We start from the raw sequence: 20755 nt of genomic DNA, 5'->3' as shown, positions 1-20755 counted from the left end.
GTGTATGGCTCATTTAGAAAGTGTCACAACACAAAAAAATATATCTGTGAAGTGTAAGATTTTGTTAAAAAATATCCTATCTTTTCTTGATAAGATATTTAAAATTTATGTTGAAACGACGCACTGCAAGTGCGGGGTTTTTCTCCCAAAGTGGGACAATAAATGATTTTAGAGGTAAAAGCTACGCCGTACCAGAAGATTACTTAGTTGCCATAGGCAAAGATAAACAAGTGATGCAATATATTAATCCACAATCAGTAATAGGTAAGGAAATAAAAAATGAATTACAAAATGCAGCAGAGACTCAGAAAAACCAGGGAATAATAGTTAAAGCTACTATATAGGTTATATTAAAAATAATAATAATTAACTAATCAAGAATATCTCAACTCAACTAAAACATGATGCATTATTTAAAAAGATAATGGTCAATCAAATAGCAGCTCAAGAATTTTTGGAGCATTATTTACCAGAAGAGGTTAAGGAAATAGTTGATTTAACCAAAATAACAATAGAGAAAGAATCATTTGTTGAGGATGACCTAAAAAGAGCTCTTAGTGATTTAGTCTATTCTGTTAAGACTAAAGATAATGAGCAAGCCTTTGTGTATGTGTTGATTGAGGCGGAGATAAGACCAAAATATTGGATGGCACTCAAATTATGGAAATATATGTTGCTATTAGCTGAAAGACATAAAAAAGGTAGGAATAAAATACCGTTGATAGTACCAATGGTGTTTTATCATGGTACTAGAAGATTTAATGTGCCAAAGAACTTGTTTGAGTTGTTTAGTGATCCCAAACTTGCAAAGCAATTGATGTGTGAGGATTATAAGCTAATAGATTTACAATCAATGTCTGATGATGAGATAAAGCAGAAGCAACATTTCGGTATGTTACAATTTATGATGAAAAATATACAGAAGCGAGATATATTGAAGGTGTGGGATGAACTTTTAACAAATTTTAAATCCTATATTAGTATAGATAAGTCAACAGGCTATATTTACATAAGATCGTTTTTATGGTATAGTGAGGCTAAGATAGAAGAAGGTAAGCAACAAGAGCTAGAGAGGCTAATAGCGAGTCATTTAACTGCAACAGAAGAGGGGAATATTATGAGAACTATTGCTGAGAAATATATTGATGAGGGTATAGTCCAAGGCATCCAGGTTGGTAAAGCTGAAGGTAAAGCTGAAGAGAGAGTTGAAATAGCAAAGAAAATGTTAGCTCAAGGCTCTGATGTTGCTTTTATTTCTGCTGTAACTGGTCTTAGCAAATCTTTTATTCATTCTCTTACTCAGAAAAAATAAACCCGAGTCAATCATTTAATTTGTGTAAGTTCATTTTTTATTTTCCAATAAATCATATTTAAAATCTCCACAAAGTATTTCAAATTGATTTAAAGCTAGTCTGTCCGGCAAAACTCTATAAGTCTTATAGATAATAGGTTTTAATGGCAGAAAATAATAACACTACCAATGAAGACACAACTAAAACTAGCAATGAAACAAATAATATCGATAATGATATTTCTCTTGAGCTAGAACAAGTTAAGAAAAAACTCAAATTAGCTAATTTAATCACCAAGACTTTATAAAAAATGTATCACTTAGTATAAAAACTCCCTGTATCAGCATTTGCTCAGGTGCTTTGGTACTATATGAAGTAGAGAATGATCCTAGCAAGAAGCAATCTATAGCCAACATTACCAATTGTGCCAAGGAGCTTATCAATTACTCCGGTGATATATTAGACTTTGCTAAGTCACATTCAAGCTTGACAGCTACCACAGCATTAGCACCTCACATCGTACAAAAAATTGATCCTAAGAAGTTAGTAAATAACCCCAGTTGCCAATTAAATAGGAGAGATGAAAGGTAGATTTTAAAAGGGACATAGGTTATTTTATCTTTTTCAACCAATAACAAAATAACCTATGAAAAAAGATTTTACCGCAATTTACTGTTTTGTCGACGATTTTATAAAGAATTTGGAAAATAATTTGCCTACAATTAATAGTAGTAAATTTAAACCTGGTGTAAGTAATTATTTATCAATAAGCGAAGTAGTAACCATATTAATTGGTTACTATGATTCATATTGTGATTGTTTTAAGCATTATTACAAACAAGTAATCTTACATAATTATACAGAAGATTTTAAACTTGTTAGCTATGAACATTTTACTAAATTGATAGGTAGAAGTATGCCTTATTTAGCAATATTACTGAATCATTTGCTTGCTGAATGCACAGGTCTGTCTTTTGTAGATGCTACAGGTATAGCCGTATGTAAGAATTATCGTATAAGTTCACATAAGGTTTTTAAAGGAATAGCGGCAAGAGGAAAAACCACTAAGGGGTGGTTTTATGGACTAAAGTTACATTTAATCATAGATACCGAAGGTAATCTGATAAAGGTATCTTTCAGCAGTGGTAATAAGGATGATAGGAAAGGGCTTAAAGGAATGATATCTGGTATATATGGCAAAGTTTTTGGCGATCGCGGTTATATATCTAAAGAATTATTTGATGATTTGCATGACAAAGGCATCCAACTTATTACTCGGGTTAAAAAGAATATGAAAAATATATTACTCCCTATTACAGATAAGGTTATGTTGCTCAAAAGAACTCTGATAGAAACCGTAATAGGCAAACTTAAATTTCTTGATAAATTGGAGCATTCTAGACATAGATCAGTTACAAATGCATTTAGTCATATGCTATCCTGCCTAATCAATTATCAGTTGCTAGAAAACAAACCTTCTATCAAAACTTTGCTGCCTATAGAACTTTTTGATATACCAAATTAATTGGCAACTGGGGTTAAATAGAGTTATTACTAAACTAATACCAGCTGCTAATTATAAAGGCATAAAGCTCGTTGCTAATTTTCAGCATGATCTTGCGGATGTGGTCATTGCCGATAGTTACCGACTTGAGGCAATATTAGATCAATTAGTTAGTAACGCCATTAATTTTACCGAGAAAGGTAGTATTATTATTACCACCAATTTTTTTGCTGCTCCAACCTTCGAATTAGGAAAATATCTATAATGAAAATAATATTAAAAATACCCGTGCTAAGGAAGATATTTTGCAATTCATCGTTCATGATACCGGTATAGGTATGTCCAAAGACCAACAACAATATCTTTATAAACAATTAAACAGTCTTGACTCTTCTACTAGTAAAGATAGTGCTGAGGAAGTGGATTTAAGCTTAGGTTTAGGCTTAAATTTAGTCAAACAGTTTATCTTTGAACTAAATAGTAAAATTAATGTTAACAGCTATCAAGGTAAGAGTACAACTTTTACTGTACAAGTACCAGTTAAATTACCACTAGTTGAAGATATTATTGAAGACATGATTAACGATATAGCTAATAAGAGGTTATAAATCAATAATTGACTATCAACCACCGTTGCAATAAATAATTATTAAAAATATCTATATCTACAAAACTTACGCTATGGAAGGTTCTAAATAGTGTAAAGATGGAGAACGAAGCTGTCGTTGCATATAATCATCTAAAAGTCTTAACTGAGTCAATCATTTAATTTGTGTAAGTTCATTTTTTATTTTCCAATAAATCATATTTAAAATCTCCACAAAGTATTTCAAATTGATTTAAAGCTAAAGACCAATCTTTAATAGGCATGGTCCATTTTTTGGCTGCATTTTGTAGGGATAAAAATATTATTTTTTGAATTGACTTATCATCTGGAAACACCCCCTTATTTTTGATAATTTTTCTAATTTGACGATTTACAGATTCTATAGTGTTAGTAGTATAAATTACCTTTCTGATCTCTTCAGGAAAGGCAAAAAACGGTATTATCCCAGACCAATTACGTTGCCAAATATCAGAAATTACCGGATATTTTTTATCCCATTTTACACCAAATTGCTGAAGTTTTAAACGTGCCATTTCGTCATTATTAGCTGTATAAATTTGTTTTAGATCTGATGTGACCTCTTTTAAATCTTTATATGACACATACTTTACTGAATTGCGAACCATATGTACAATACATAATTGTACTATAGTACTCGGGAATACACTGCTTATAGCTTCTGGAAAGCCCTTTAAACCATCCACACAAGCAACATAAATTTGTTCAATTCCTCGATTCTTTAACTCAGTAACTACTTGCATCCAAAATTTAGCACCTTCATTTTTGCCTATCCAAATGCCAAGTAACTCCTTTTTCCCTTCTATATTTACAGCAAGTGCTAAATATACTGCTTTATTTATTACTATGTGATTGTCTCTAGATTTTACATAGATACAGTCCAAGTATAATATTGGATACACCCTATCTAAACAACGATTTTGCCACCTAGTTACTTCTTCTATCACCCCATCTGTTATGGTGGATATCAAGTCACCAGATACATCAGTTTGATATATTTCTTCTAAATGCCCTCGGATCTCGCTGACTGTCATACCGCGACCATAAAGGGATATCACTTTCTCATCAAATCCATTAAATCTCCTCAGCCCTTTTGGTATTAATTGAGGATTATACTCTCCTTCCCGATCTCTTGGTACTTCTACTGTCAGCTTACGACCATCCCCATCAATTACTGTCTTCTCATAGCTACCATTACGACGATTATTATCTACTTTTGGCATCTTGCTATGTTTTGAATATCCTAATTCATGATCCAACTCACTTGCTAATATTTTCTCAACTATTTGCTTCTTTAGCTGTTGAAATAAACCATCTCGACCAAATAACTCCGATGGATCTGCTTTTGATAATAATTCTTCTACTAGCTGATTACTGATGTCTAATGTATCTTTATCTGTATCTAATTTTTTAGCCATAATTCCTCCTTGCTTGCTTAAGTTACTTTTTTTACAGTAATCTCTTACTGCTTTCTTTGCAACTTACACAAACTATAGGACAGACTCCTGTAGATTATAGAATATATGATAAAGAAACTGATGGAAAAACAAAGAATGAGCATTTTTGTGATATGCTTACTTTAGCTAAGGAAAGAGGGATCAATCCTGATGCAGTAGTAATGGATGCGTGGTATAGCGGTTTGGAGAATTTGAAACATATACGTAATTTAGGTTGGACATGGGTTAGTAACCTAAGAAAAAATAGAAAAGTTAATCATAATGTTAGCTTAGAAAGTTTAGAGATTCCTGATGAGGGACTAAAAATTCACCTACGTGGATACGGTTGGGTTACGGTATTTAAGTTTGTGGCAAAAAATGGTCGCATTGATTACATAACAACTAACTTAGAAAATCCAACACGTGAACAAATAGAGAAAATTGTTAAGGCACGGTGGTCTATAGAAGTTTATCATCGAGAATTAAAACAAACTTGTGGTATTGAACGCTGTCAGGCACGCACGGGTCGAGCTCAGAGAAATCATATTTGCCTTGCTGTATTTGCTTGGCTCGATATGAACAAAAGGAGGATAAATGAAAAAATTACTTTATATCAACAAACTTGGGAAGTTATAAAAACATCAATTCAGAACAACATTAGATGCCTTTTAGCTGATTCGCAATTTTGCTAACTGCGAAACTCCTGAGTAGTATAAATTACCTTTCTGATCTCTTCAGGAAAGGCAAAAAACGGTATTATCCCAGACCAATTACGTTGCCAAATATCAGAAATTACCGGATATTTTGGGACTTTTGGAAAGATTGTGAATCTCGTGAGGATTTAGAGCGATTTTCCAAGATATTAATCGGTTTTAACGTATACTTGCAGCAAAACTGCGTAACACTATCTAATTTTTTTGCTAGTATGAATTTATTGTATAAATTTGGGTTTCTACTATGCAAATATCACCGATTAATCAAAACTTACGCTATGTTTTATGATAAGTGGCTTTGTACTGAGATATTATTAAAATTCTTTACTATGAAAAAATGGCTTTCAGCCAAGGTTTTTAGTCATACTTGAGATAACATAGCGTAAGTTTTGTAATAAAAACTAGTTGAAAAAGTACCAATTATATTATAACATTTGAAATATTAATAATAATGATAATTAATCAAATGAAAAAACCAAAAGTAGCGACCTTAAGTGCTGAAGAACGAGAAGAACTAATACAACATGTCAAGGACAGTTCATTAACGGGAGATGAACAGCAAACGATAGTAGAACTTGTGAAATTTTGTAATGAGCTAATAGACAAGCTAGCATCATCAAATATCAGTATAAATAAGCTTAAGGAAATGCTGATTGGTTTTAAGGCAGATAACAAAAAAAAGATAGTTCAGATTCATTAAAAGAACCGCCAAGTGAATCTGATAAGGGGAATGGTGGTAATGAAGAAGAGTGCGATAAGCCCAAAAAGATAGATCGTAGTAATTGGCAAGGTAAATATGGGTTTGATGATTATAAGGATGCGAATACCAGCTATTTAACTCCTGAGAATTTTTGTAGTGGTGATAGCTGTCCTCACTGTTGTAATGGCAAACTATATAATAGTGAAGCTAGAAAATTGCTACAATTTACAGGTAATGCTCCAATTACAGTCAACAGATATGTAAAGAAAACGCTACGTTGTAATGCTTGTGATTATATAGTTATGAACAATAAAAATATCAACAAATGGACAAATAGTAGCAGAAGTGCAATAGTGTTACAAAAGACCTATGGTACTCCTTTCTACCGTTTATCTAGGCTGCAAAGTTTAAGTGGTGTTCCTGTGGCATATAGCTCGCTCTGGCAACAATATTTAGATGTTTGGCAAGAAGGTGGTGGAGCTGAAATTTACGGGGTATTATTGGAAATGGCTGCCGAATGTAGTTCACTGAACCTTGATGATACTAGAGCTAGGATTTTAGAAATTACTATAGCCAATAAGAAATTACGTACTCAAAATAAGAAAGGACGCAGCTGTTATACTACTACAATATGTGCTAAGACTGCAAATAATGAGGTGATAGTTTGATGTGGTTATAGTTTTCCGGACAGTTAATAGGAGACAATATTAACAGAAAGGAAGTACAAAAATGACTAATAGCAAACCAAAGGTTTATCCGGCTGAATTTAAAGAGTCAGCAGTTAAATTAGCAATTGAGTCCAAGCGACCTGTGTCACAAACAGCTAAAGAGTTAGGTATTACTAGAAATACTCTATATACTTGGGTAGATAAATATTCCAAACCTAAAGAATCAATAATGCGAACAGATGAACATCTCTATGATGAATTAAAAAGATTAAAGAAAGATTTAGCTAGGGTAACGCAGGAGCGTGATCTATTAAAAAAGGCTGCCGCGTACTTTGCGAAAGAGTCCCAATAAAGTACGCATGGATAAAGAAGCATAAAGGTGATTTTTCAACTGCGATTATGTGCAAATTTATGAAAGTATCACGTAGTGGCTATTATGAATGGTTAACTACCCCTGAATGCAATAGGGACAAAGAAGATAATGCTTTAACCTGTAAGATTAAAACAATTTTTCAAGAAGGTAGAAGGAATTATGGATCTAGACCCATTAAAAAGGAACTATCTAGACACGGTATAATTGTTAGTCGGAAGCGGATTGCAAGGCTAATGAATGAAGCTGGTTTAGTATGTAAAAGCAAACATAAATTTAAAGCAACTACTGATTCTAGTCATAATAAGCAAGTTGCTCCTAATTTATTGGATAGAAAGTTCAAGGTCTATGCTGCTAATTGTTATTGGGTTGGGGACATCACATATGTTCCAACTGAAGAAGGTTGGCTGTACTTAGCAACCGTTATTGATCTATTTTCTAGGAAAATTATAGGGTGGTCAATGAATAGTAACATGAAAGCTGATTTAGTTAATAATGCTCTGCTAATGGCAATATGGCAACGTAAACCACCTAAAGGACTTATTTGGCATACTGATAGAGGTAGTCAATATTGTTCTGATAGCCATTCAAAACTTACAAAACAACATGGTATTATACAGAGTATGAGCGGTAAAGGAAATTGTTGGGATAATGCTGTTGCTGAAAGCTTTTTTCACACTATAAAAACAGAACTAATTTATCAATATAAATTTAAAACTAGGGAGGAAGCAAAATATGCCATATTTGAATATATAGAAGTATTTTATAATCGTATAAGGATGCATTCAACTAATGACTATCTATCACCTGTACAATACGAGAAAATGCAAAAATGTGCCTAAACAAACTGTCCGGAAAACTGTTGACAGATCAAATTGGGCTGAGAGATCACTGCGTACCATTATTTTACAAAGGAAGAATTCATTATTCTTTAAAACAATCAATAGTGCTGAGATACATAGTGGTTTGTATAGTATAGTAAAGACTTGTAGTGAGAACGAGATCAATGCCTTTAAATATTTAAATTGGCTACAAGAGCAGAGTAGCAAAGCAAAGAAGCGTCCTGCGAATTATACGCCTTTTGCCTATGCAAGATATATGAATAATACGGAATTAATCGAGACAGCAGCTTAAACGACAGGAAGCCAATCATTAGAGAATTTGGCAGAACTAGGATCACCATTATGAATAAGAATGTGTAAGGTTCTATAACAAATTTGATAAGATGAATTATCAGATGGGAAAAGTTTTGCGGTAAATTTACCTTTGGATAGGCGTTTAGAGCATAGCCAAAAGCCTTGACCGTCAAAGGACAAAATTTTAATGGCAGTTCTGTTTTTATTATAGAATAAAAACAAGGAACCATTAAGAGGGTCAGAAGAAAGTTTTTGTCTACAAACAGCGATTAAGCCATCGATACCCTTGCGAAAATCGATGGCAATAGTGGCAACAAAAATAACTGACGCCGGGGTTAGTTGCAGCATAAAAATGTCTGAATTATGGTTTTTGGTTCTAGTGTTTGGATAATAAGTTTGGTACCATTTGGTTTAATAATGTGACAAATATAGTGATTTTGTTTGGGGGCAGCTACAGGATCGGTATCTATAGAATTTAATAGTTGAAATGGGAGAAAATTAATATTTTGTTGTAGAGCTTGATTTGAAGTTGAGACAGGAGAAGTTTTGAGGGTAGGCTCATGGGCTTTTTTAATTGAACTGATTGTTGCTTTATTAATATTAAGATGTTTAGCTATCTCTTGGTAAGAATAATGATGGAGTAATTGGTAAACTAATTCCTTTAGATGGTTTGGTATAGGATCAAACTTATTAGTTTTAGTTTGACGCCAGGCTTTAAATTGCTGAGCTACTTGCTCAATAGTAATTGATGGTATTTGCATAGTATGAAACCCAAATGTATAAAAAATTCATACTAGCAAAAACATTAGATAAAGTTATGCAGTTTTGCTGCAGGTATACGTTTTAACAGAAAGCAATCGAGCAGTCACTCTGATCTTTTTTGGGAAACAGCTGCCGAAACTGTCCTCAATAGCTGCGTTGAGTTTTTGAGAGGGAAAAATGCCTCCGTACAAGATGTAGTAAATATGGCATGTCATGCAGATATAGAATATCTAAAAACCGTACTAGGAGGTACTGAAGCCGCTAGATACCTTACAAATGACTCCAAACAAACATCTGGCTCTATTGTAGCGGTACTGGCAGCAAATAGCAAACCACTTATGTACCTACAGCTTGCCGATGACAATGGAGCATTTTCAATTAAACAATACTTTGCTAATCTTCAGACAGGACACAAAGCATGGTTCTTTCTAGCAACCAAACCCAGCAGTCGTGCATTAACCTTACCACTAATATCTTGTTTAACTGAACTTGCATTAACGCAGCTTATGGAAATAGGCATAGATAGTAAACACAGAGTATGGATTGTTATCGATGAGCTGCCAGCCCTTGGTAAACTTCCTGCTTTATCACCTATGATGGCAGAAGGTAGAAAGAGTCTGTCCTATAGTTTGTGTAAGTTGCAAAGAAAGCAGTAAGAGATTACTGTAAAAAAAGTAACTTAAGCAAGCAAGGAGGAATTATGGCTAAAAAATTAGATACAGATAAAGATACATTAGACATCAGTAATCAGCTAGTAGAAGAATTATTATCAAAAGCAGATCCATCGGAGTTATTTGGTCGAGATGGTTTATTTCAACAGCTAAAGAAGCAAATAGTTGAGAAAATATTAGCAAGTGAGTTGGATCATGAATTAGGATATTCAAAACATAGCAAGATGCCAAAAGTAGATAATAATCGTCGTAATGGTAGCTATGAGAAGACAGTAATTGATGGGGATGGTCGTAAGCTGACAGTAGAAGTACCAAGAGATCGGGAAGGAGAGTATAATCCTCAATTAATACCAAAAGGGCTGAGGAGATTTAATGGATTTGATGAGAAAGTGATATCCCTTTATGGTCGCGGTATGACAGTCAGCGAGATCCGAGGGCATTTAGAAGAAATATATCAAACTGATGTATCTGGTGACTTGATATCCACCATAACAGATGGGGTGATAGAAGAAGTAACTAGGTGGCAAAATCGTTGTTTAGATAGGGTGTATCCAATATTATACTTGGACTGTATCTATGTAAAATCTAGAGACAATCACATAGTAATAAATAAAGCAGTATATTTAGCACTTGCTGTAAATATAGAAGGGAAAAAGGAGTTACTTGGCATTTGGATAGGCAAAAATGAAGGTGCTAAATTTTGGATGCAAGTAGTTACTGAGTTAAAGAATCGAGGAATTGAACAAATTTATGTTGCTTGTGTGGATGGTTTAAAGGGCTTTCCAGAAGCTATAAGCAGTGTATTCCCGAGTACTATAGTACAATTATGTATTGTACATATGGTTCGCAATTCAGTAAAGTATGTGTCATATAAAGATTTAAAAGAGGTCACATCAGATCTAAAACAAATTTATACAGCTAATAATGACGAAATGGCACGTTTAAAACTTCAGCAATTTGGTGTAAAATGGGATAAAAAATATCCGGTAATTTCTGATATTTGGCAACGTAATTGGTCTGGGATAATACCGTTTTTTGCCTTTCCTGAAGAGATCAGAAAGGTAATTTATACTACTAACACTATAGAATCTGTAAATCGTCAAATTAGAAAAATTATCAAAAATAAGGGGGTGTTTCCAGATGATAAGTCAATTCAAAAAATAATATTTTTATCCCTACAAAATGCAGCCAAAAAATGGACCATGCCTATTAAAGATTGGTCTTTAGCTTTAAATCAATTTGAAATACTTTGTGGAGATTTTAAATATGATTTATTGGAAAATAAAAAATGAACTTACACAAATTAAATGATTGACTCTGAATTTTTTATACATTTGGGTTTCATACTATGCAAATACCATCAATTACTATTGAGCAAGTAGCTCAGCAATTTAAAGCCTGGCGTCAAACTAAAACTAATAAGTTTGATCCTATACCAAACCATCTAAAGGAATTAGTTTACCAATTACTCCATCATTATTCTTACCAAGAGATAGCTAAACATCTTAATATTAATAAAGCAACAATCAGTTCAATTAAAAAAGCAACAATCAGTTCAATTAAAAAAGCCCATGAGCCTACCCTCAAAACTTCTCCTGTCTCAACTTCAAATCAAGCTCTACAACAAAATATTAATTTTCTCCCATTTCAACTATTAAATTCTATAGATACCGATCCTGTAGCTGCCCCCAAACAAAATCACTATACTTGTCACATTATTAAACCAAATGGTACCAAACTTATTATCCAAACACTAGAACCAAAAACCATAATTCAGACATTTTTATGCTGCAACTAACCCCGGCGTCAGTTATTTTTGTTGCCACTATTGCCATCGATTTTCGCAAGGGTATCGATGGCTTAATCGCTGTTTGTAGACAAAAACTTTCTTCTGACCCTCTTAATGGTTCCTTGTTTTTATTCTATAATAAAAACAGAACTGCCATTAAAATTTTGTCCTTTGACGGTCAAGGCTTTTGGCTATGCTCTAAACGCCTATCCAAAGGTAAATTTACCGCAAAACTTTTCCCATCTGATAATTCATCTTATCAAATTTGTTATAGAACCTTACACATTCTTATTCATAATGGTGATCCTAGTTCTGCCAAATTCTCTAATGATTGGCTTCCTGTCGTTTAAGCTGCTGTCTCGATTAATTCCGTATTATTCATATATCTTGCATAGGCAAAAGGCGTATAATTCGCAGGACGCTTCTTTGCTTTGCTACTCTGCTCTTGTAGCCAATTTAAATATTTAAAGGCATTGATCTCGTTCTCACTACAAGTCTTTACTATACTATACAGACCACTATGTATCTCAGCACTATTGATTGTTTTAAAGAATAATGAATTCTTCCTTTGTAAAATAATGGTACGCAGTGATCTCTCAGCCCAATTATTATCAAGATTGCTAACTGGGATTTTTAAAAATTGGGTCAAACCTTCTTTATTATTTGAGTCAATCATTTAATTTGTGTAAGTTCATTTTTTATTTTCCAATAAATCATATTTAAAATCTCCACAAAGTATTTCAAATTGATTTAAAGCTAAAGACCAATCTTTAATAGGCATGGTCCATTTTTTGGCTGCATTTTGTAGGGATAAAAATATTATTTTTTGAATTGACTTATCATCTGGAAACACCCCCTTATTTTTGATAATTTTTCTAATTTGACGATTTACAGATTCTATAGTGTTAGTAGTATAAATTACCTTTCTGATCTCTTCAGGAAAGGCAAAAAACGGTATTATCCCAGACCAATTACGTTGCCAAATATCAGAAATTACCGGATATTTTTTATCCCATTTTACACCAAATTGCTGAAGTTTTAAACGTGCCATTTCGTCATTATTAGCTGTATAAATTTGTTTTAGATCTGATGTGACCTCTTTTAAATCTTTATATGACACATACTTTACTGAATTGCGAACCATATGTACAATACATAATTGTACTATAGTACTCGGGAATACACTGCTTATAGCTTCTGGAAAGCCCTTTAAACCATCCACACAAGCAACATAAATTTGTTCAATTCCTCGATTCTTTAACTCAGTAACTACTTGCATCCAAAATTTAGCACCTTCATTTTTGCCTATCCAAATGCCAAGTAACTCCTTTTTCCCTTCTATATTTACAGCAAGTGCTAAATATACTGCTTTATTTATTACTATGTCAGGAGTTTCGCACTTAGCAAAAAATATGTTAATCTAGCAAGAAAGAGTTTTAGTTAAGCATGGCAAGATCAAAATGTAGCAAAGACTTATATAAATCATTTTTACAAGCAAGTAGCGTAAGATATAGTGGTAAAGCATTATCTGAAGTAAGTCCAATAAACCTATCTCATGATAGTGCAAGTCGATGGTTAAATAGTAAGGATTTCCGCCCTAGCGGGATCTACAGAGAAGTGTCAAAATATATTGATAGGGAAGCTTCTTGTTTATTAGTGGGAGATGACACGTTATTGTCAAAGCAATACAGTAAGAAAATTGAGCTTGTACATTATCAATATTCTGGAGCTGTACATGATGTTATACCTGGTATAGGGATGGTCAACTTACTGCATTACAATGCTAAAACTGATCAATCTACCCCTGTAGATTATAGAATATATGATAAAGAAACTGATGGAAAAACAAAGAATGAGCATTTTTGTGATATGCTTACTTTAGCTAAGGAAAGAGGGATCAATCCTGATGCAGTAGTAATGGATGCGTGGTATAGCGGTTTGGAGAATTTGAAACATATACGTAATTTAGGTTGGACATGGGTTAGTAACCTAAGAAAAAATAGAAAAGTTAATCATAATGTTAGCTTAGAAAGTTTAGAGATTCCTGATGAGGGACTAAAAATTCACCTACGTGGATACGGTTGGGTTACGGTATTTAAGTTTGTGGCAAAAAATGGTCGCATTGATTACATAACAACTAACTTAGAAAATCCAACACGTGAACAAATAGAGAAAATTGTTAAGGCACGGTGGTCTATAGAAGTTTATCATCGAGAATTAAAACAAACTTGTGGTATTGAACGCTGTCAGGCACGCACGGGTCGAGCTCAGAGAAATCATATTTGCCTTGCCGTATTTGCTTGGCTCGATATGAACAAAAGGAGGATAAATGAAAAAATTACTTTATATCAACAGAGTCAATCATTTAATTTGTGTAAGTTCATTTTTTATTTTCCAATAAATCATATTTAAAATCTCCACAAAGTATTTCAAATTGATTTAAAGCTAAAGACCAATCTTTAATAGGCATGGTCCATTTTTTGGCTGCATTTTGTAGGGATAAAAATATTATTTTTTGAATTGACTTATCATCTGGAAACACCCCCTTATTTTTGATAATTTTTCTAATTTGACGATTTACAGATTCTATAGTGTTAGTAGTATAAATTACCTTTCTGATCTCTTCAGGAAAGGCAAAAAACGGTATTATCCCAGACCAATTACGTTGCCAAATATCAGAAATTACCGGATATTTTTTATCCCATTTTACACCAAATTGCTGAAGTTTTAAACGTGCCATTTCGTCATTATTAGCTGTATAAATTTGTTTTAGATCTGATGTGACCTCTTTTAAATCTTTATATGACACATACTTTACTGAATTGCGAACCATATGTACAATACATAATTGTACTATAGTACTCGGGAATACACTGCTTATAGCTTCTGGAAAGCCCTTTAAACCATCCACACAAGCAACATAAATTTGTTCAATTCCTCGATTCTTTAACTCAGTAACTACTTGCATCCAAAATTTAGCACCTTCATTTTTGCCTATCCAAATGCCAAGTAACTCCTTTTTCCCTTCTATATTTACAGCAAGTGCTAAATATACTGCTTTATTTATTACTATGTGATTGTCTCTAGATTTTACATAGATACAGTCCAAGTATAATATTGGATACACCCTATCTAAACAACGATTTTGCCACCTAGTTACTTCTTCTATCACCCCATCTGTTATGGTGGATATCAAGTCACCAGATACATCAGTTTGATATATTTCTTCTAAATGCCCTCGGATCTCGCTGACTGTCATACCGCGACCATAAAGGGATATCACTTTCTCATCAAATCCATTAAATCTCCTCAGCCCTTTTGGTATTAATTGAGGATTATACTCTCCTTCCCGATCTCTTGGTACTTCTACTGTCAGCTTACGACCATCCCCATCAATTACTGTCTTCTCATAGCTACCATTACGACGATTATTATCTACTTTTGGCATCTTGCTATGTTTTGAATATCCTAATTCATGATCCAACTCACTTGCTAATATTTTCTCAACTATTTGCTTCTTTAGCTGTTGAAATAAACCATCTCGACCAAATAACTCCGATGGATCTGCTTTTGATAATAATTCTTCTACTAGCTGATTACTGATGTCTAATGTATCTTTATCTGTATCTAATTTTTTAGCCATAATTCCTCCTTGCTTGCTTAAGTTACTTTTTTTACAGTAATCTCTTACTGCTTTCTTTGCAACTTACACAAACTATAGGACAGACTCTTTCCAGATGATAAGTCAATTCAAAAAATAATATTTTTATCCCTACAAAATGCAGCCAAAAAATGGACCATGCCTATTAAAGATTGGTCTTTAGCTTTAAATCAATTTGAAATACTTTGTGGAGATTTTAAATATGATTTATTGGAAAATAAAAAATGAACTTACACAAATTAAATGATTGACTCGATTTTGTTAAAAAAATATCTTATCTTTTCTTGATAAGATATTTAAAATTTATGTTGAAACGACGCACTGCAAGTGCGGGGTTTTTCTCCCAAAGTGGGACAGTTAACCACTCTGCACTGCAAGTGCAGAGCTTAATATTACGGCATAAATGCCTTTAGCCTCAGCTAATTTTCAACTTGAAAGTCTCCCACAGCATCATCTTTACCTTCATGCTTTTCTATGTAGGCTTTGATCATCTGATCTGTGACATTACCTGTAGTTCTTACAAAATATCCTGTAGCCCATAAATGTTTACCCCAATATCTCTTTTTTAATTCCGGAAATTCTTGCTGAATCTTTCTAGAACTCTTACCCTTCAAATATTGTACCAGCTTGCTAACACTTTGATATGGAGGTATTGATACATATATATGCACGTGATTAGCGGCAACCTTGCCTCTTATTATTTCAACTCCATTATCTTTACATATCTCCTGTACTAGATCTTTGGTGCGTCTCCCAATATCTCCTATTAATACTTTATATCTATACTTCGTTACCCAAACTATATGATAACCTCAGTTTGATGCAAGATGAAGGTTGAGATTGTTTAATTTTCCAAAAGCTACAGAAATTTTATTAGGTTTGAAAACATAGGCAAGTAGCCCAGCTAATACATTAGTTTGAAAATTCATAACAGATCTATGCCTTGTATGGTCTATATGAAAAAGGTTTTTCAATTGATCATTAATGGTTTCAATAATGTGCCTTTTATTTAAAAACTGCTTTTTAATAGGATCTATTATTCTTTCTTTCATATTACTTTTAATTTTTGTTATTAGTTCTAAACCTTGATTAGCAAGGGATTGAGTGAGTTTTTTACTGATATACCCACGATCACCAAAAAGCCAGCCTTGTAATTTATCTACTAAATTTTCCACCACTGCTCTATCATCGACATTTCCAGGAGTTAAAGAAAAACTCATAATCTCTCCGCAACTGTTAATGACAATATGTAGCTTACAGCCAAAGAACCACCCAGTGGAAGTCTTACCTCTTTTTGCTATGTCTTTGAATACTTTATGTCTATTAATTCTTAAATTATGGCAAGCAGGAAGTTTAGTAGAGTCGATATAATATTGACCAGTTTGTTTTCCTGTTAGGCTTTTTAGCAGTAACACCATGGGCATGAAGCTCATTGGCATTAACTGAACAAAACGACTATAGCTCACAAGTTTTGGAAATTCCTTTCTATAACTTTGGCATAGGCAGCATAAATAAAAATCTTTAAAGGTACGGTAGTGACTCAAGTGAAACATTACTATAATAGTAATAATCTCTGAGAGTCCTATACTGCAGCCCACTTTACGCTTACGGTTAGGATTTGGTAATATATATTTATTTCGCTCCGTATCAAAATGCTTGCAAAAATCATCAATTAAGCAGAAAATCTCCGTAAGAGGGGAGTCAATCATTTAATTTGTGTAAGTTCATTTTTTATTTTCCAATAAATCATATTTAAAATCTCCACAAAGTATTTCAAATTGATTTAAAGCTAAAGACCAATCTTTAATAGGCATGGTCCATTTTTTGGCTGCATTTTGTAGGGATAAAAATATTATTTTTTGAATTGACTTATCATCTGGAAACACCCCCTTATTTTTGATAATTTTTCTAATTTGACGATTTACAGATTCTATAGTGTTAGTAGTATAAATTACCTTTCTGATCTCTTCAGGAAAGGCAAAAAACGGTATTATCCCAGACCAATTACGTTGCCAAATATCAGAAATTACCGGATATTTTTTATCCCATTTTACACCAAATTGCTGAAGTTTTAAACGTGCCATTTCGTCATTATTAGCTGTATAAATTTGTTTTAGATCTGATGTGACCTCTTTTAAATCTTTATATGACACATACTTTACTGAATTGCGAACCATATGTACAATACATAATTGTACTATAGTACTCGGGAATACACTGCTTATAGCTTCTGGAAAGCCCTTTAAACCATCCACACAAGCAACATAAATTTGTTCAATTCCTCGATTCTTTAACTCAGTAACTACTTGCATCCAAAATTTAGCACCTTCATTTTTGCCTATCCAAATGCCAAGTAACTCCTTTTTCCCTTCTATATTTACAGCAAGTGCTAAATATACTGCTTTATTTATTACTATGTGATTGTCTCTAGATTTTACATAGATACAGTCCAAGTATAATATTGGATACACCCTATCTAAACAACGATTTTGCCACCTAGTTACTTCTTCTATCACCCCATCTGTTATGGTGGATATCAAGTCACCAGATACATCAGTTTGATATATTTCTTCTAAATGCCCTCGGATCTCGCTGACTGTCATACCGCGACCATAAAGGGATATCACTTTCTCATCAAATCCATTAAATCTCCTCAGCCCTTTTGGTATTAATTGAGGATTATACTCTCCTTCCCGATCTCTTGGTACTTCTACTGTCAGCTTACGACCATCCCCATCAATTACTGTCTTCTCATAGCTACCATTACGACGATTATTATCTACTTTTGGCATCTTGCTATGTTTTGAATTATAATGGACTGAAAAAATTAGACAAAGAAGCAGGTATTTTTGTTTCTCAATAAGTATAGAATAATAAATAAAATTAAAGAGAAACAAATGGGTAAAAAACAAATTAAAAATTTTAGTGCAGAAGCAAAAACTAAAATAGTATTAGAGATGTTAAAAGAAGAATCAACAATAGGTCAGTTATCGGTCAAATATGAAGTAACGGCTAAAACGAAACTGGACTGATTTTTCAAGACAAATTTTTCACTAATTTTGTTTCCCATTTTACATAATTTTTAAGCTGCATTTTGTAAGTAATCAAGATACACGTTCATCGGTTTTTTATAACCAATACTTGAATGGAATCTTTGATTGTTATATTTATCCATGTATTTATCAATACCATCTTTAAGTTCTGCGATATTTTTAAAATCATTTATAAATATACAATTATATTTTAAAGTTCTAAAAAATCTTTCAATCACAATATTATCAATGCTTCTACCCTTACCGTTCATTGAGATTTGTATATTATTCTCTTTTAGAATTCCCGTATGCTCATGTCCAGTATATTGACTACCCTGATCACTATTGAATATTTGTGGTGCAGGGTATTTATTCAGTGCATCTTTTAATACATCGGTTACAAGTGATGCATCCATAGAATTAGATACTTTATAACTTAGTATTGCCTTACTATGCCAATCTATAATCGCCACAAGATACATAAATCCTCCGTTAGTTCTAATATAAGTAATGTCACCACTCCACACTTGATTAACATAAGGTACATGAATAGTTCTATTCGTTCCTGATTTGTGCCAGTACGGCTCAAGCAAATAGCTATAAATTTTATGTTGACCATCCTTCACAGAAGTAGATTGCTTTTTATGAGGATGAATAGCTTCTATACCCATTATTCCCATATATTTAAGCACCCTATCTCTGCCCACATTAAAGCCGTCTTCCAATAATTGTTTGTATATATAACGATAACCATACTCAGGGTTATCCGTATATATTTCATCTATTCTATTTAAAATATCAAGATTATATAAGCTCATTACTTTAGCTTTATAATATACTCCAGATCTGCTTATCTTTAATAGTTCACATTGCCTTGTCTTTGCTAACGTACTCAGCTTGGGGTCGACAAGACTTTTCTTATTTGATAAGTCCAAGCTGTTTAGCTTTCCCACCGCCCAGTCCCTCTCGACTGTAGCCTTACCTAATGCTTTTGCAAGTTCATCGTTTTGATTCTTAAGTTCACTAATCTGCCCTTTGTACTCACTAACAGCTTTTGCTGGCTCAAATGCCAATGACGCATTATCTAAAAATTGTCGTTTCCAGTTTTGCATAGTTTTAGCCGTTACTTCATATTTGACCGATAACTGACCTATTGTTGATTCTTCTTTTAACATCTCTAATACTATTTTAGTTTTTGCTTCTGCACTAAAATTTTTAATTTGTTTTTTACCCATTTGTTTCTCTTTAATTTTATTTATTATTCTATACTTATTGAGAAACAAAAATACCTGCTTCTTTGTCTAATTTTTTCAGTCCATTATATGTTAGTAGTATAAATTACCTTTCTGATCTCTTCAGGAAAGGCAAAAAACGGTATTATCCCAGACCAATTACGTTGCCAAATATCAGAAATTACCGGATATTTTTTATCCCATTTTACACCAAATTGCTGAAGTTTTAAACGTGCCATTTCGTCATTATTAGCTGTATAAATTTGTTTTAGATCTGATGTGACCTCTTTTAAATCTTTATATGACACATACTTTACTGAATTGCGAACCATATGTACAATACATAATTGTACTATAGTACTCGGGAATACACTGCTTATAGCTTCTGGAAAGCCCTTTAAACCATCCACACAAGCAACATAAATTTGTTCAATTCCTCGATTCTTTAACTCAGTAACTACTTGCATCCAAAATTTAGCACCTTCATTTTTGCCTATCCAAATGCCAAGTAACTCCTTTTTCCCTTCTATATTTACAGCAAGTGCTAAATATACTGCTTTATTTATTACTATGTGATTGTCTCTAGATTTTACATAGATACAGTCCAAGTATAATATTGGATACACCCTATCTAAACAACGATTTTGCCACCTAGTTACTTCTTCTATCACCCCATCTGTTATGGTGGATATCAAGTCACCAGATACATCAGTTTGATATATTTCTTCTAAATGCCCTCGGATCTCGCTGACTGTCATACCGCGACCATAAAGGGATATCACTTTCTCATCAAATCCATTAAATCTCCTCAGCCCTTTTGGTATTAATTGAGGATTATACTCTCCTTCCCGATCTCTTGGTACTTCTACTGTCAGCTTACGACCATCCCCATCAATTACTGTCTTCTCATAGCTACCATTACGACGATTATTATCTACTTTTGGCATCTTGCTATGTTTTGAATATCCTAATTCATGATCCAACTCACTTGCTAATATTTTCTCAACTATTTGCTTCTTTAGCTGTTGAAATAAACCATCTCGACCAAATAACTCCGATGGATCTGCTTTTGATAATAATTCTTCTACTAGCTGATTACTGATGTCTAATGTATCTTTATCTGTATCTAATTTTTTAGCCATAATTCCTCCTTGCTTGCTTAAG

Annotated in this window: 30 protein-coding genes and 2 pseudogenes; 20 read left to right on the top strand and 12 right to left on the bottom strand. The window is 33.2% G+C overall.

Annotation, left to right across the window (positions count from 1 at the left end; genetic code table 11):
- Window positions 1-4 precede the first annotated feature (4 nt).
- From AAHN00_RS10820 to AAHN00_RS10790, 7 genes are all read left to right on the top strand, one after another.
- Window positions 5-166, top strand: a complete 162-nt coding sequence (locus tag AAHN00_RS10820) for a hypothetical protein (protein ID WP_342271266.1) — start codon at window positions 5-7, stop codon at window positions 164-166.
- Window positions 87-344 carry a hypothetical protein gene (locus AAHN00_RS10815; RefSeq protein WP_342271265.1) on the top strand — a complete coding sequence of 86 codons (258 nt, stop codon included), beginning with the start codon at window positions 87-89 and terminating at the stop codon, window positions 342-344. Before AAHN00_RS10820 ends, AAHN00_RS10815 begins: the two co-directional genes overlap by 80 nt.
- A 29-nt stretch (window positions 345-373) precedes the next feature.
- Entirely contained in the window at window positions 374-1312 is a 939-nt protein-coding gene (locus AAHN00_RS10810) for an Rpn family recombination-promoting nuclease/putative transposase (RefSeq protein WP_342272658.1), read from the top strand.
- Between the two features lie 143 nt (window positions 1313-1455).
- Entirely contained in the window at window positions 1456-1599 is a 144-nt protein-coding gene (locus AAHN00_RS10805) for a hypothetical protein (protein WP_342260128.1), read from the top strand.
- Window positions 1600-1938: 339 nt separating this feature from the next.
- Window positions 1939-2817, top strand: a complete 879-nt coding sequence (locus tag AAHN00_RS10800) for an IS982 family transposase (RefSeq protein ID WP_342271236.1) — start codon at window positions 1939-1941, stop codon at window positions 2815-2817.
- Window positions 2801-3061 carry a hypothetical protein gene (locus AAHN00_RS10795; RefSeq protein WP_342271264.1) on the top strand — a complete coding sequence of 87 codons (261 nt, stop codon included), beginning with the start codon at window positions 2801-2803 and terminating at the stop codon, window positions 3059-3061. Before AAHN00_RS10800 ends, AAHN00_RS10795 begins: the two co-directional genes overlap by 17 nt.
- 40 nt (window positions 3062-3101) lie before the next feature.
- A complete protein-coding gene (locus AAHN00_RS10790) occupies window positions 3102-3404 on the top strand; it encodes an ATP-binding protein (RefSeq protein WP_342260130.1) in 303 nt (100 codons plus the stop codon).
- A gap of 172 nt (window positions 3405-3576) precedes the next feature.
- Here the strand turns inward: AAHN00_RS10790 and AAHN00_RS10785 are convergent, their stop codons facing one another.
- Window positions 3577-4839, bottom strand: a complete 1263-nt coding sequence (locus AAHN00_RS10785) for an IS256 family transposase (protein ID WP_342270914.1) — start codon at window positions 4837-4839, stop codon at window positions 3577-3579.
- 56 nt (window positions 4840-4895) lie between these two features.
- Here AAHN00_RS10785 and AAHN00_RS10780 point away from each other — a divergent pair, with 56 nt between their 5' ends.
- The gene (locus AAHN00_RS10780; protein ID WP_342271263.1) at window positions 4896-5549 is read left to right on the top strand and encodes a transposase; all 654 of its coding nucleotides are present in this window, start codon (window positions 4896-4898) and stop codon (window positions 5547-5549) included.
- A 14-nt stretch (window positions 5550-5563) separates the two neighbouring features.
- Here AAHN00_RS10780 and AAHN00_RS10775 read toward each other — a convergent pair.
- Window positions 5564-5662: pseudogene (locus tag AAHN00_RS10775) on the bottom strand (transposase); the annotation flags it as partial.
- Window positions 5663-6036: 374 nt separating this feature from the next.
- On the opposite strand from AAHN00_RS10775, the gene AAHN00_RS10770 reads away from it, so the two are divergent.
- The 5 genes from AAHN00_RS10770 (at window position 6037) to AAHN00_RS10750 (ending at window position 8442) form a co-directional block, all read left to right on the top strand.
- Window positions 6037-6270 (top strand): hypothetical protein, encoded by a 234-nt coding sequence (locus tag AAHN00_RS10770; protein WP_342271086.1) that lies wholly within the window; start codon window positions 6037-6039, stop codon window positions 6268-6270.
- Window positions 6271-6485: 215 nt separating this feature from the next.
- Complete coding sequence (locus tag AAHN00_RS10765; protein WP_342271262.1) at window positions 6486-6938, top strand: hypothetical protein; 453 nt, start codon at window positions 6486-6488, stop codon at window positions 6936-6938.
- Between the two features lie 61 nt (window positions 6939-6999).
- A complete protein-coding gene (locus AAHN00_RS10760) occupies window positions 7000-7290 on the top strand; it encodes a transposase (RefSeq protein WP_342270937.1) in 291 nt (96 codons plus the stop codon).
- Complete coding sequence (locus AAHN00_RS10755; protein ID WP_342272567.1) at window positions 7248-8150, top strand: IS3 family transposase; 903 nt, start codon at window positions 7248-7250, stop codon at window positions 8148-8150. Before AAHN00_RS10760 ends, AAHN00_RS10755 begins: the two co-directional genes overlap by 43 nt.
- Window positions 8143-8442, top strand: coding sequence for an IS66 family transposase (locus AAHN00_RS10750; protein ID WP_342271261.1), 300 nt, complete (start codon window positions 8143-8145; stop codon window positions 8440-8442). Before AAHN00_RS10755 ends, AAHN00_RS10750 begins: the two co-directional genes overlap by 8 nt.
- Here AAHN00_RS10750 and tnpB (AAHN00_RS10745) read toward each other — a convergent pair.
- Both tnpB (AAHN00_RS10745) and AAHN00_RS10740 read right to left on the bottom strand, forming a co-directional pair.
- Window positions 8439-8792 (bottom strand): IS66 family insertion sequence element accessory protein TnpB, encoded by a 354-nt coding sequence (gene tnpB / locus AAHN00_RS10745; protein WP_341752109.1) that lies wholly within the window; start codon window positions 8790-8792, stop codon window positions 8439-8441. The two genes, AAHN00_RS10750 and tnpB (AAHN00_RS10745), sit on opposite strands and share 4 nt — an antisense overlap.
- Window positions 8780-9205 carry a hypothetical protein gene (locus AAHN00_RS10740; protein ID WP_342271098.1) on the bottom strand — a complete coding sequence of 142 codons (426 nt, stop codon included), beginning with the start codon at window positions 9203-9205 and terminating at the stop codon, window positions 8780-8782. The genes tnpB (AAHN00_RS10745) and AAHN00_RS10740 overlap by 13 nt, the downstream gene beginning before the upstream one ends.
- A 48-nt stretch (window positions 9206-9253) precedes the next feature.
- On the opposite strand from AAHN00_RS10740, the gene AAHN00_RS10735 reads away from it, so the two are divergent.
- The 4 genes from AAHN00_RS10735 to tnpB (AAHN00_RS10720) are packed head-to-tail and all read left to right on the top strand — an operon-like array spanning window position 9254 to window position 12016.
- Window positions 9254-9862, top strand: a complete 609-nt coding sequence (locus AAHN00_RS10735; protein ID WP_342272656.1) for a type IV secretion system DNA-binding domain-containing protein — start codon at window positions 9254-9256, stop codon at window positions 9860-9862.
- 44 nt (window positions 9863-9906) lie between these two features.
- Window positions 9907-11169, top strand: a complete 1263-nt coding sequence (locus AAHN00_RS10730) for an IS256 family transposase (RefSeq protein WP_342270914.1) — start codon at window positions 9907-9909, stop codon at window positions 11167-11169.
- 56 nt (window positions 11170-11225) lie between these two features.
- The gene (locus tag AAHN00_RS10725) at window positions 11226-11675 is read left to right on the top strand and encodes a hypothetical protein (protein ID WP_342271260.1); all 450 of its coding nucleotides are present in this window, start codon (window positions 11226-11228) and stop codon (window positions 11673-11675) included.
- Window positions 11663-12016, top strand: coding sequence for an IS66 family insertion sequence element accessory protein TnpB (gene tnpB / locus AAHN00_RS10720; protein WP_341752109.1), 354 nt, complete (start codon window positions 11663-11665; stop codon window positions 12014-12016). Before AAHN00_RS10725 ends, tnpB (AAHN00_RS10720) begins: the two co-directional genes overlap by 13 nt.
- Here tnpB (AAHN00_RS10720) and AAHN00_RS10715 read toward each other — a convergent pair.
- Window positions 12013-12342: an IS66 family transposase gene (locus AAHN00_RS10715; RefSeq protein ID WP_342271259.1), complete on the bottom strand. Its 330-nt coding sequence runs from the start codon at window positions 12340-12342 to the stop codon at window positions 12013-12015. The two genes, tnpB (AAHN00_RS10720) and AAHN00_RS10715, sit on opposite strands and share 4 nt — an antisense overlap.
- A 15-nt stretch (window positions 12343-12357) precedes the next feature.
- Window positions 12358-13038: pseudogene (locus AAHN00_RS10710) on the bottom strand (IS256 family transposase); the annotation flags it as partial.
- Window positions 13039-13112: 74 nt separating this feature from the next.
- On the opposite strand from AAHN00_RS10710, the gene AAHN00_RS10705 reads away from it, so the two are divergent.
- Window positions 13113-14078 (top strand): transposase, encoded by a 966-nt coding sequence (locus tag AAHN00_RS10705; RefSeq protein ID WP_342271258.1) that lies wholly within the window; start codon window positions 13113-13115, stop codon window positions 14076-14078.
- Here the strand turns inward: AAHN00_RS10705 and AAHN00_RS10700 are convergent.
- Complete coding sequence (locus AAHN00_RS10700; protein ID WP_342270914.1) at window positions 14047-15309, bottom strand: IS256 family transposase; 1263 nt, start codon at window positions 15307-15309, stop codon at window positions 14047-14049. The two genes, AAHN00_RS10705 and AAHN00_RS10700, sit on opposite strands and share 32 nt — an antisense overlap.
- 302 nt (window positions 15310-15611) lie before the next feature.
- Between AAHN00_RS10700 and AAHN00_RS10695 the strand changes: the two genes are divergently transcribed.
- Window positions 15612-15740: a hypothetical protein gene (locus AAHN00_RS10695; protein WP_342271257.1), complete on the top strand. Its 129-nt coding sequence runs from the start codon at window positions 15612-15614 to the stop codon at window positions 15738-15740.
- Between the two features lie 6 nt (window positions 15741-15746).
- Here AAHN00_RS10695 and tnpA read toward each other — a convergent pair whose 3' ends face one another.
- From tnpA to AAHN00_RS10680, 3 genes are read right to left on the bottom strand one after another with little or no spacing between them, the layout of a single operon-like run.
- Entirely contained in the window at window positions 15747-16130 is a 384-nt protein-coding gene (gene tnpA / locus AAHN00_RS10690; protein WP_342272654.1) for an IS200/IS605 family transposase, read from the bottom strand.
- A 9-nt stretch (window positions 16131-16139) separates the two neighbouring features.
- Window positions 16140-17036: an IS982 family transposase gene (locus AAHN00_RS10685; protein ID WP_342271256.1), complete on the bottom strand. Its 897-nt coding sequence runs from the start codon at window positions 17034-17036 to the stop codon at window positions 16140-16142.
- 15 nt (window positions 17037-17051) lie between these two features.
- Entirely contained in the window at window positions 17052-18119 is a 1068-nt protein-coding gene (locus AAHN00_RS10680) for an IS256 family transposase (RefSeq protein WP_342271255.1), read from the bottom strand.
- 105 nt (window positions 18120-18224) lie between these two features.
- Here AAHN00_RS10680 and AAHN00_RS10675 point away from each other — a divergent pair, with 105 nt between their 5' ends.
- Window positions 18225-18359 carry a hypothetical protein gene (locus tag AAHN00_RS10675; protein WP_342271254.1) on the top strand — a complete coding sequence of 45 codons (135 nt, stop codon included), beginning with the start codon at window positions 18225-18227 and terminating at the stop codon, window positions 18357-18359.
- Between the two features lie 50 nt (window positions 18360-18409).
- Here AAHN00_RS10675 and AAHN00_RS10670 read toward each other — a convergent pair whose 3' ends face one another.
- Together AAHN00_RS10670 and AAHN00_RS10665 are read right to left on the bottom strand one after the other, a co-directional pair.
- Window positions 18410-19594, bottom strand: a complete 1185-nt coding sequence (locus tag AAHN00_RS10670) for an IS3 family transposase (protein WP_342270912.1) — start codon at window positions 19592-19594, stop codon at window positions 18410-18412.
- An 83-nt stretch (window positions 19595-19677) separates the two neighbouring features.
- Window positions 19678-20733 carry an IS256 family transposase gene (locus tag AAHN00_RS10665; RefSeq protein WP_342271253.1) on the bottom strand — a complete coding sequence of 352 codons (1056 nt, stop codon included), beginning with the start codon at window positions 20731-20733 and terminating at the stop codon, window positions 19678-19680.
- Between the last annotated feature and the right edge of the window lie 22 nt (window positions 20734-20755).

The organism is Candidatus Tisiphia endosymbiont of Parasteatoda lunata, from assembly GCF_964030955.1.
Classification (GTDB): Bacteria; Pseudomonadota; Alphaproteobacteria; order Rickettsiales; family Rickettsiaceae; genus Tisiphia.
The sequence above is the reverse complement of the archived record's forward strand: the minus strand, read 5'-3'. Positions and strand labels throughout refer to the sequence as shown.

What these genes read in the sequence shown, in the direction of transcription:
- AAHN00_RS10785 (WP_342270914.1), bottom strand. Translation starts at nt 4,839, where the DNA reads ATGGCTAAAAAATTAGATACAGATAAAGATACATTAGACATCAGTAAT.
- tnpB (WP_341752109.1), top strand. Translation starts at nt 11,663, where the DNA reads ATGCTGCAACTAACCCCGGCGTCAGTTATTTTTGTTGCCACTATTGCC.
- AAHN00_RS10665 (WP_342271253.1), bottom strand. Translation starts at nt 20,733, where the DNA reads ATGGCTAAAAAATTAGATACAGATAAAGATACATTAGACATCAGTAAT.
- AAHN00_RS10670 (WP_342270912.1), bottom strand. Translation starts at nt 19,594, where the DNA reads ATGGGTAAAAAACAAATTAAAAATTTTAGTGCAGAAGCAAAAACTAAA.
- AAHN00_RS10730 (WP_342270914.1), top strand. Translation starts at nt 9,907, where the DNA reads ATGGCTAAAAAATTAGATACAGATAAAGATACATTAGACATCAGTAAT.
- AAHN00_RS10725 (WP_342271260.1), top strand. Translation starts at nt 11,226, where the DNA reads ATGCAAATACCATCAATTACTATTGAGCAAGTAGCTCAGCAATTTAAA.
- AAHN00_RS10715 (WP_342271259.1), bottom strand. Translation starts at nt 12,342, where the DNA reads ATGATTGACTCAAATAATAAAGAAGGTTTGACCCAATTTTTAAAAATC.
- AAHN00_RS10760 (WP_342270937.1), top strand. Translation starts at nt 7,000, where the DNA reads ATGACTAATAGCAAACCAAAGGTTTATCCGGCTGAATTTAAAGAGTCA.
- AAHN00_RS10680 (WP_342271255.1), bottom strand. Translation starts at nt 18,119, where the DNA reads ATGCCAAAAGTAGATAATAATCGTCGTAATGGTAGCTATGAGAAGACA.
- AAHN00_RS10800 (WP_342271236.1), top strand. Translation starts at nt 1,939, where the DNA reads ATGAAAAAAGATTTTACCGCAATTTACTGTTTTGTCGACGATTTTATA.
- AAHN00_RS10805 (WP_342260128.1), top strand. Translation starts at nt 1,456, where the DNA reads ATGGCAGAAAATAATAACACTACCAATGAAGACACAACTAAAACTAGC.
- AAHN00_RS10770 (WP_342271086.1), top strand. Translation starts at nt 6,037, where the DNA reads ATGAAAAAACCAAAAGTAGCGACCTTAAGTGCTGAAGAACGAGAAGAA.
- AAHN00_RS10820 (WP_342271266.1), top strand. Translation starts at nt 5, where the DNA reads ATGGCTCATTTAGAAAGTGTCACAACACAAAAAAATATATCTGTGAAG.
- AAHN00_RS10700 (WP_342270914.1), bottom strand. Translation starts at nt 15,309, where the DNA reads ATGGCTAAAAAATTAGATACAGATAAAGATACATTAGACATCAGTAAT.
- AAHN00_RS10675 (WP_342271254.1), top strand. Translation starts at nt 18,225, where the DNA reads ATGGGTAAAAAACAAATTAAAAATTTTAGTGCAGAAGCAAAAACTAAA.
- AAHN00_RS10740 (WP_342271098.1), bottom strand. Translation starts at nt 9,205, where the DNA reads ATGCAAATACCATCAATTACTATTGAGCAAGTAGCTCAGCAATTTAAA.
- AAHN00_RS10705 (WP_342271258.1), top strand. Translation starts at nt 13,113, where the DNA reads ATGGCAAGATCAAAATGTAGCAAAGACTTATATAAATCATTTTTACAA.
- AAHN00_RS10685 (WP_342271256.1), bottom strand. Translation starts at nt 17,036, where the DNA reads ATGATTGACTCCCCTCTTACGGAGATTTTCTGCTTAATTGATGATTTT.
- tnpB (WP_341752109.1), bottom strand. Translation starts at nt 8,792, where the DNA reads ATGCTGCAACTAACCCCGGCGTCAGTTATTTTTGTTGCCACTATTGCC.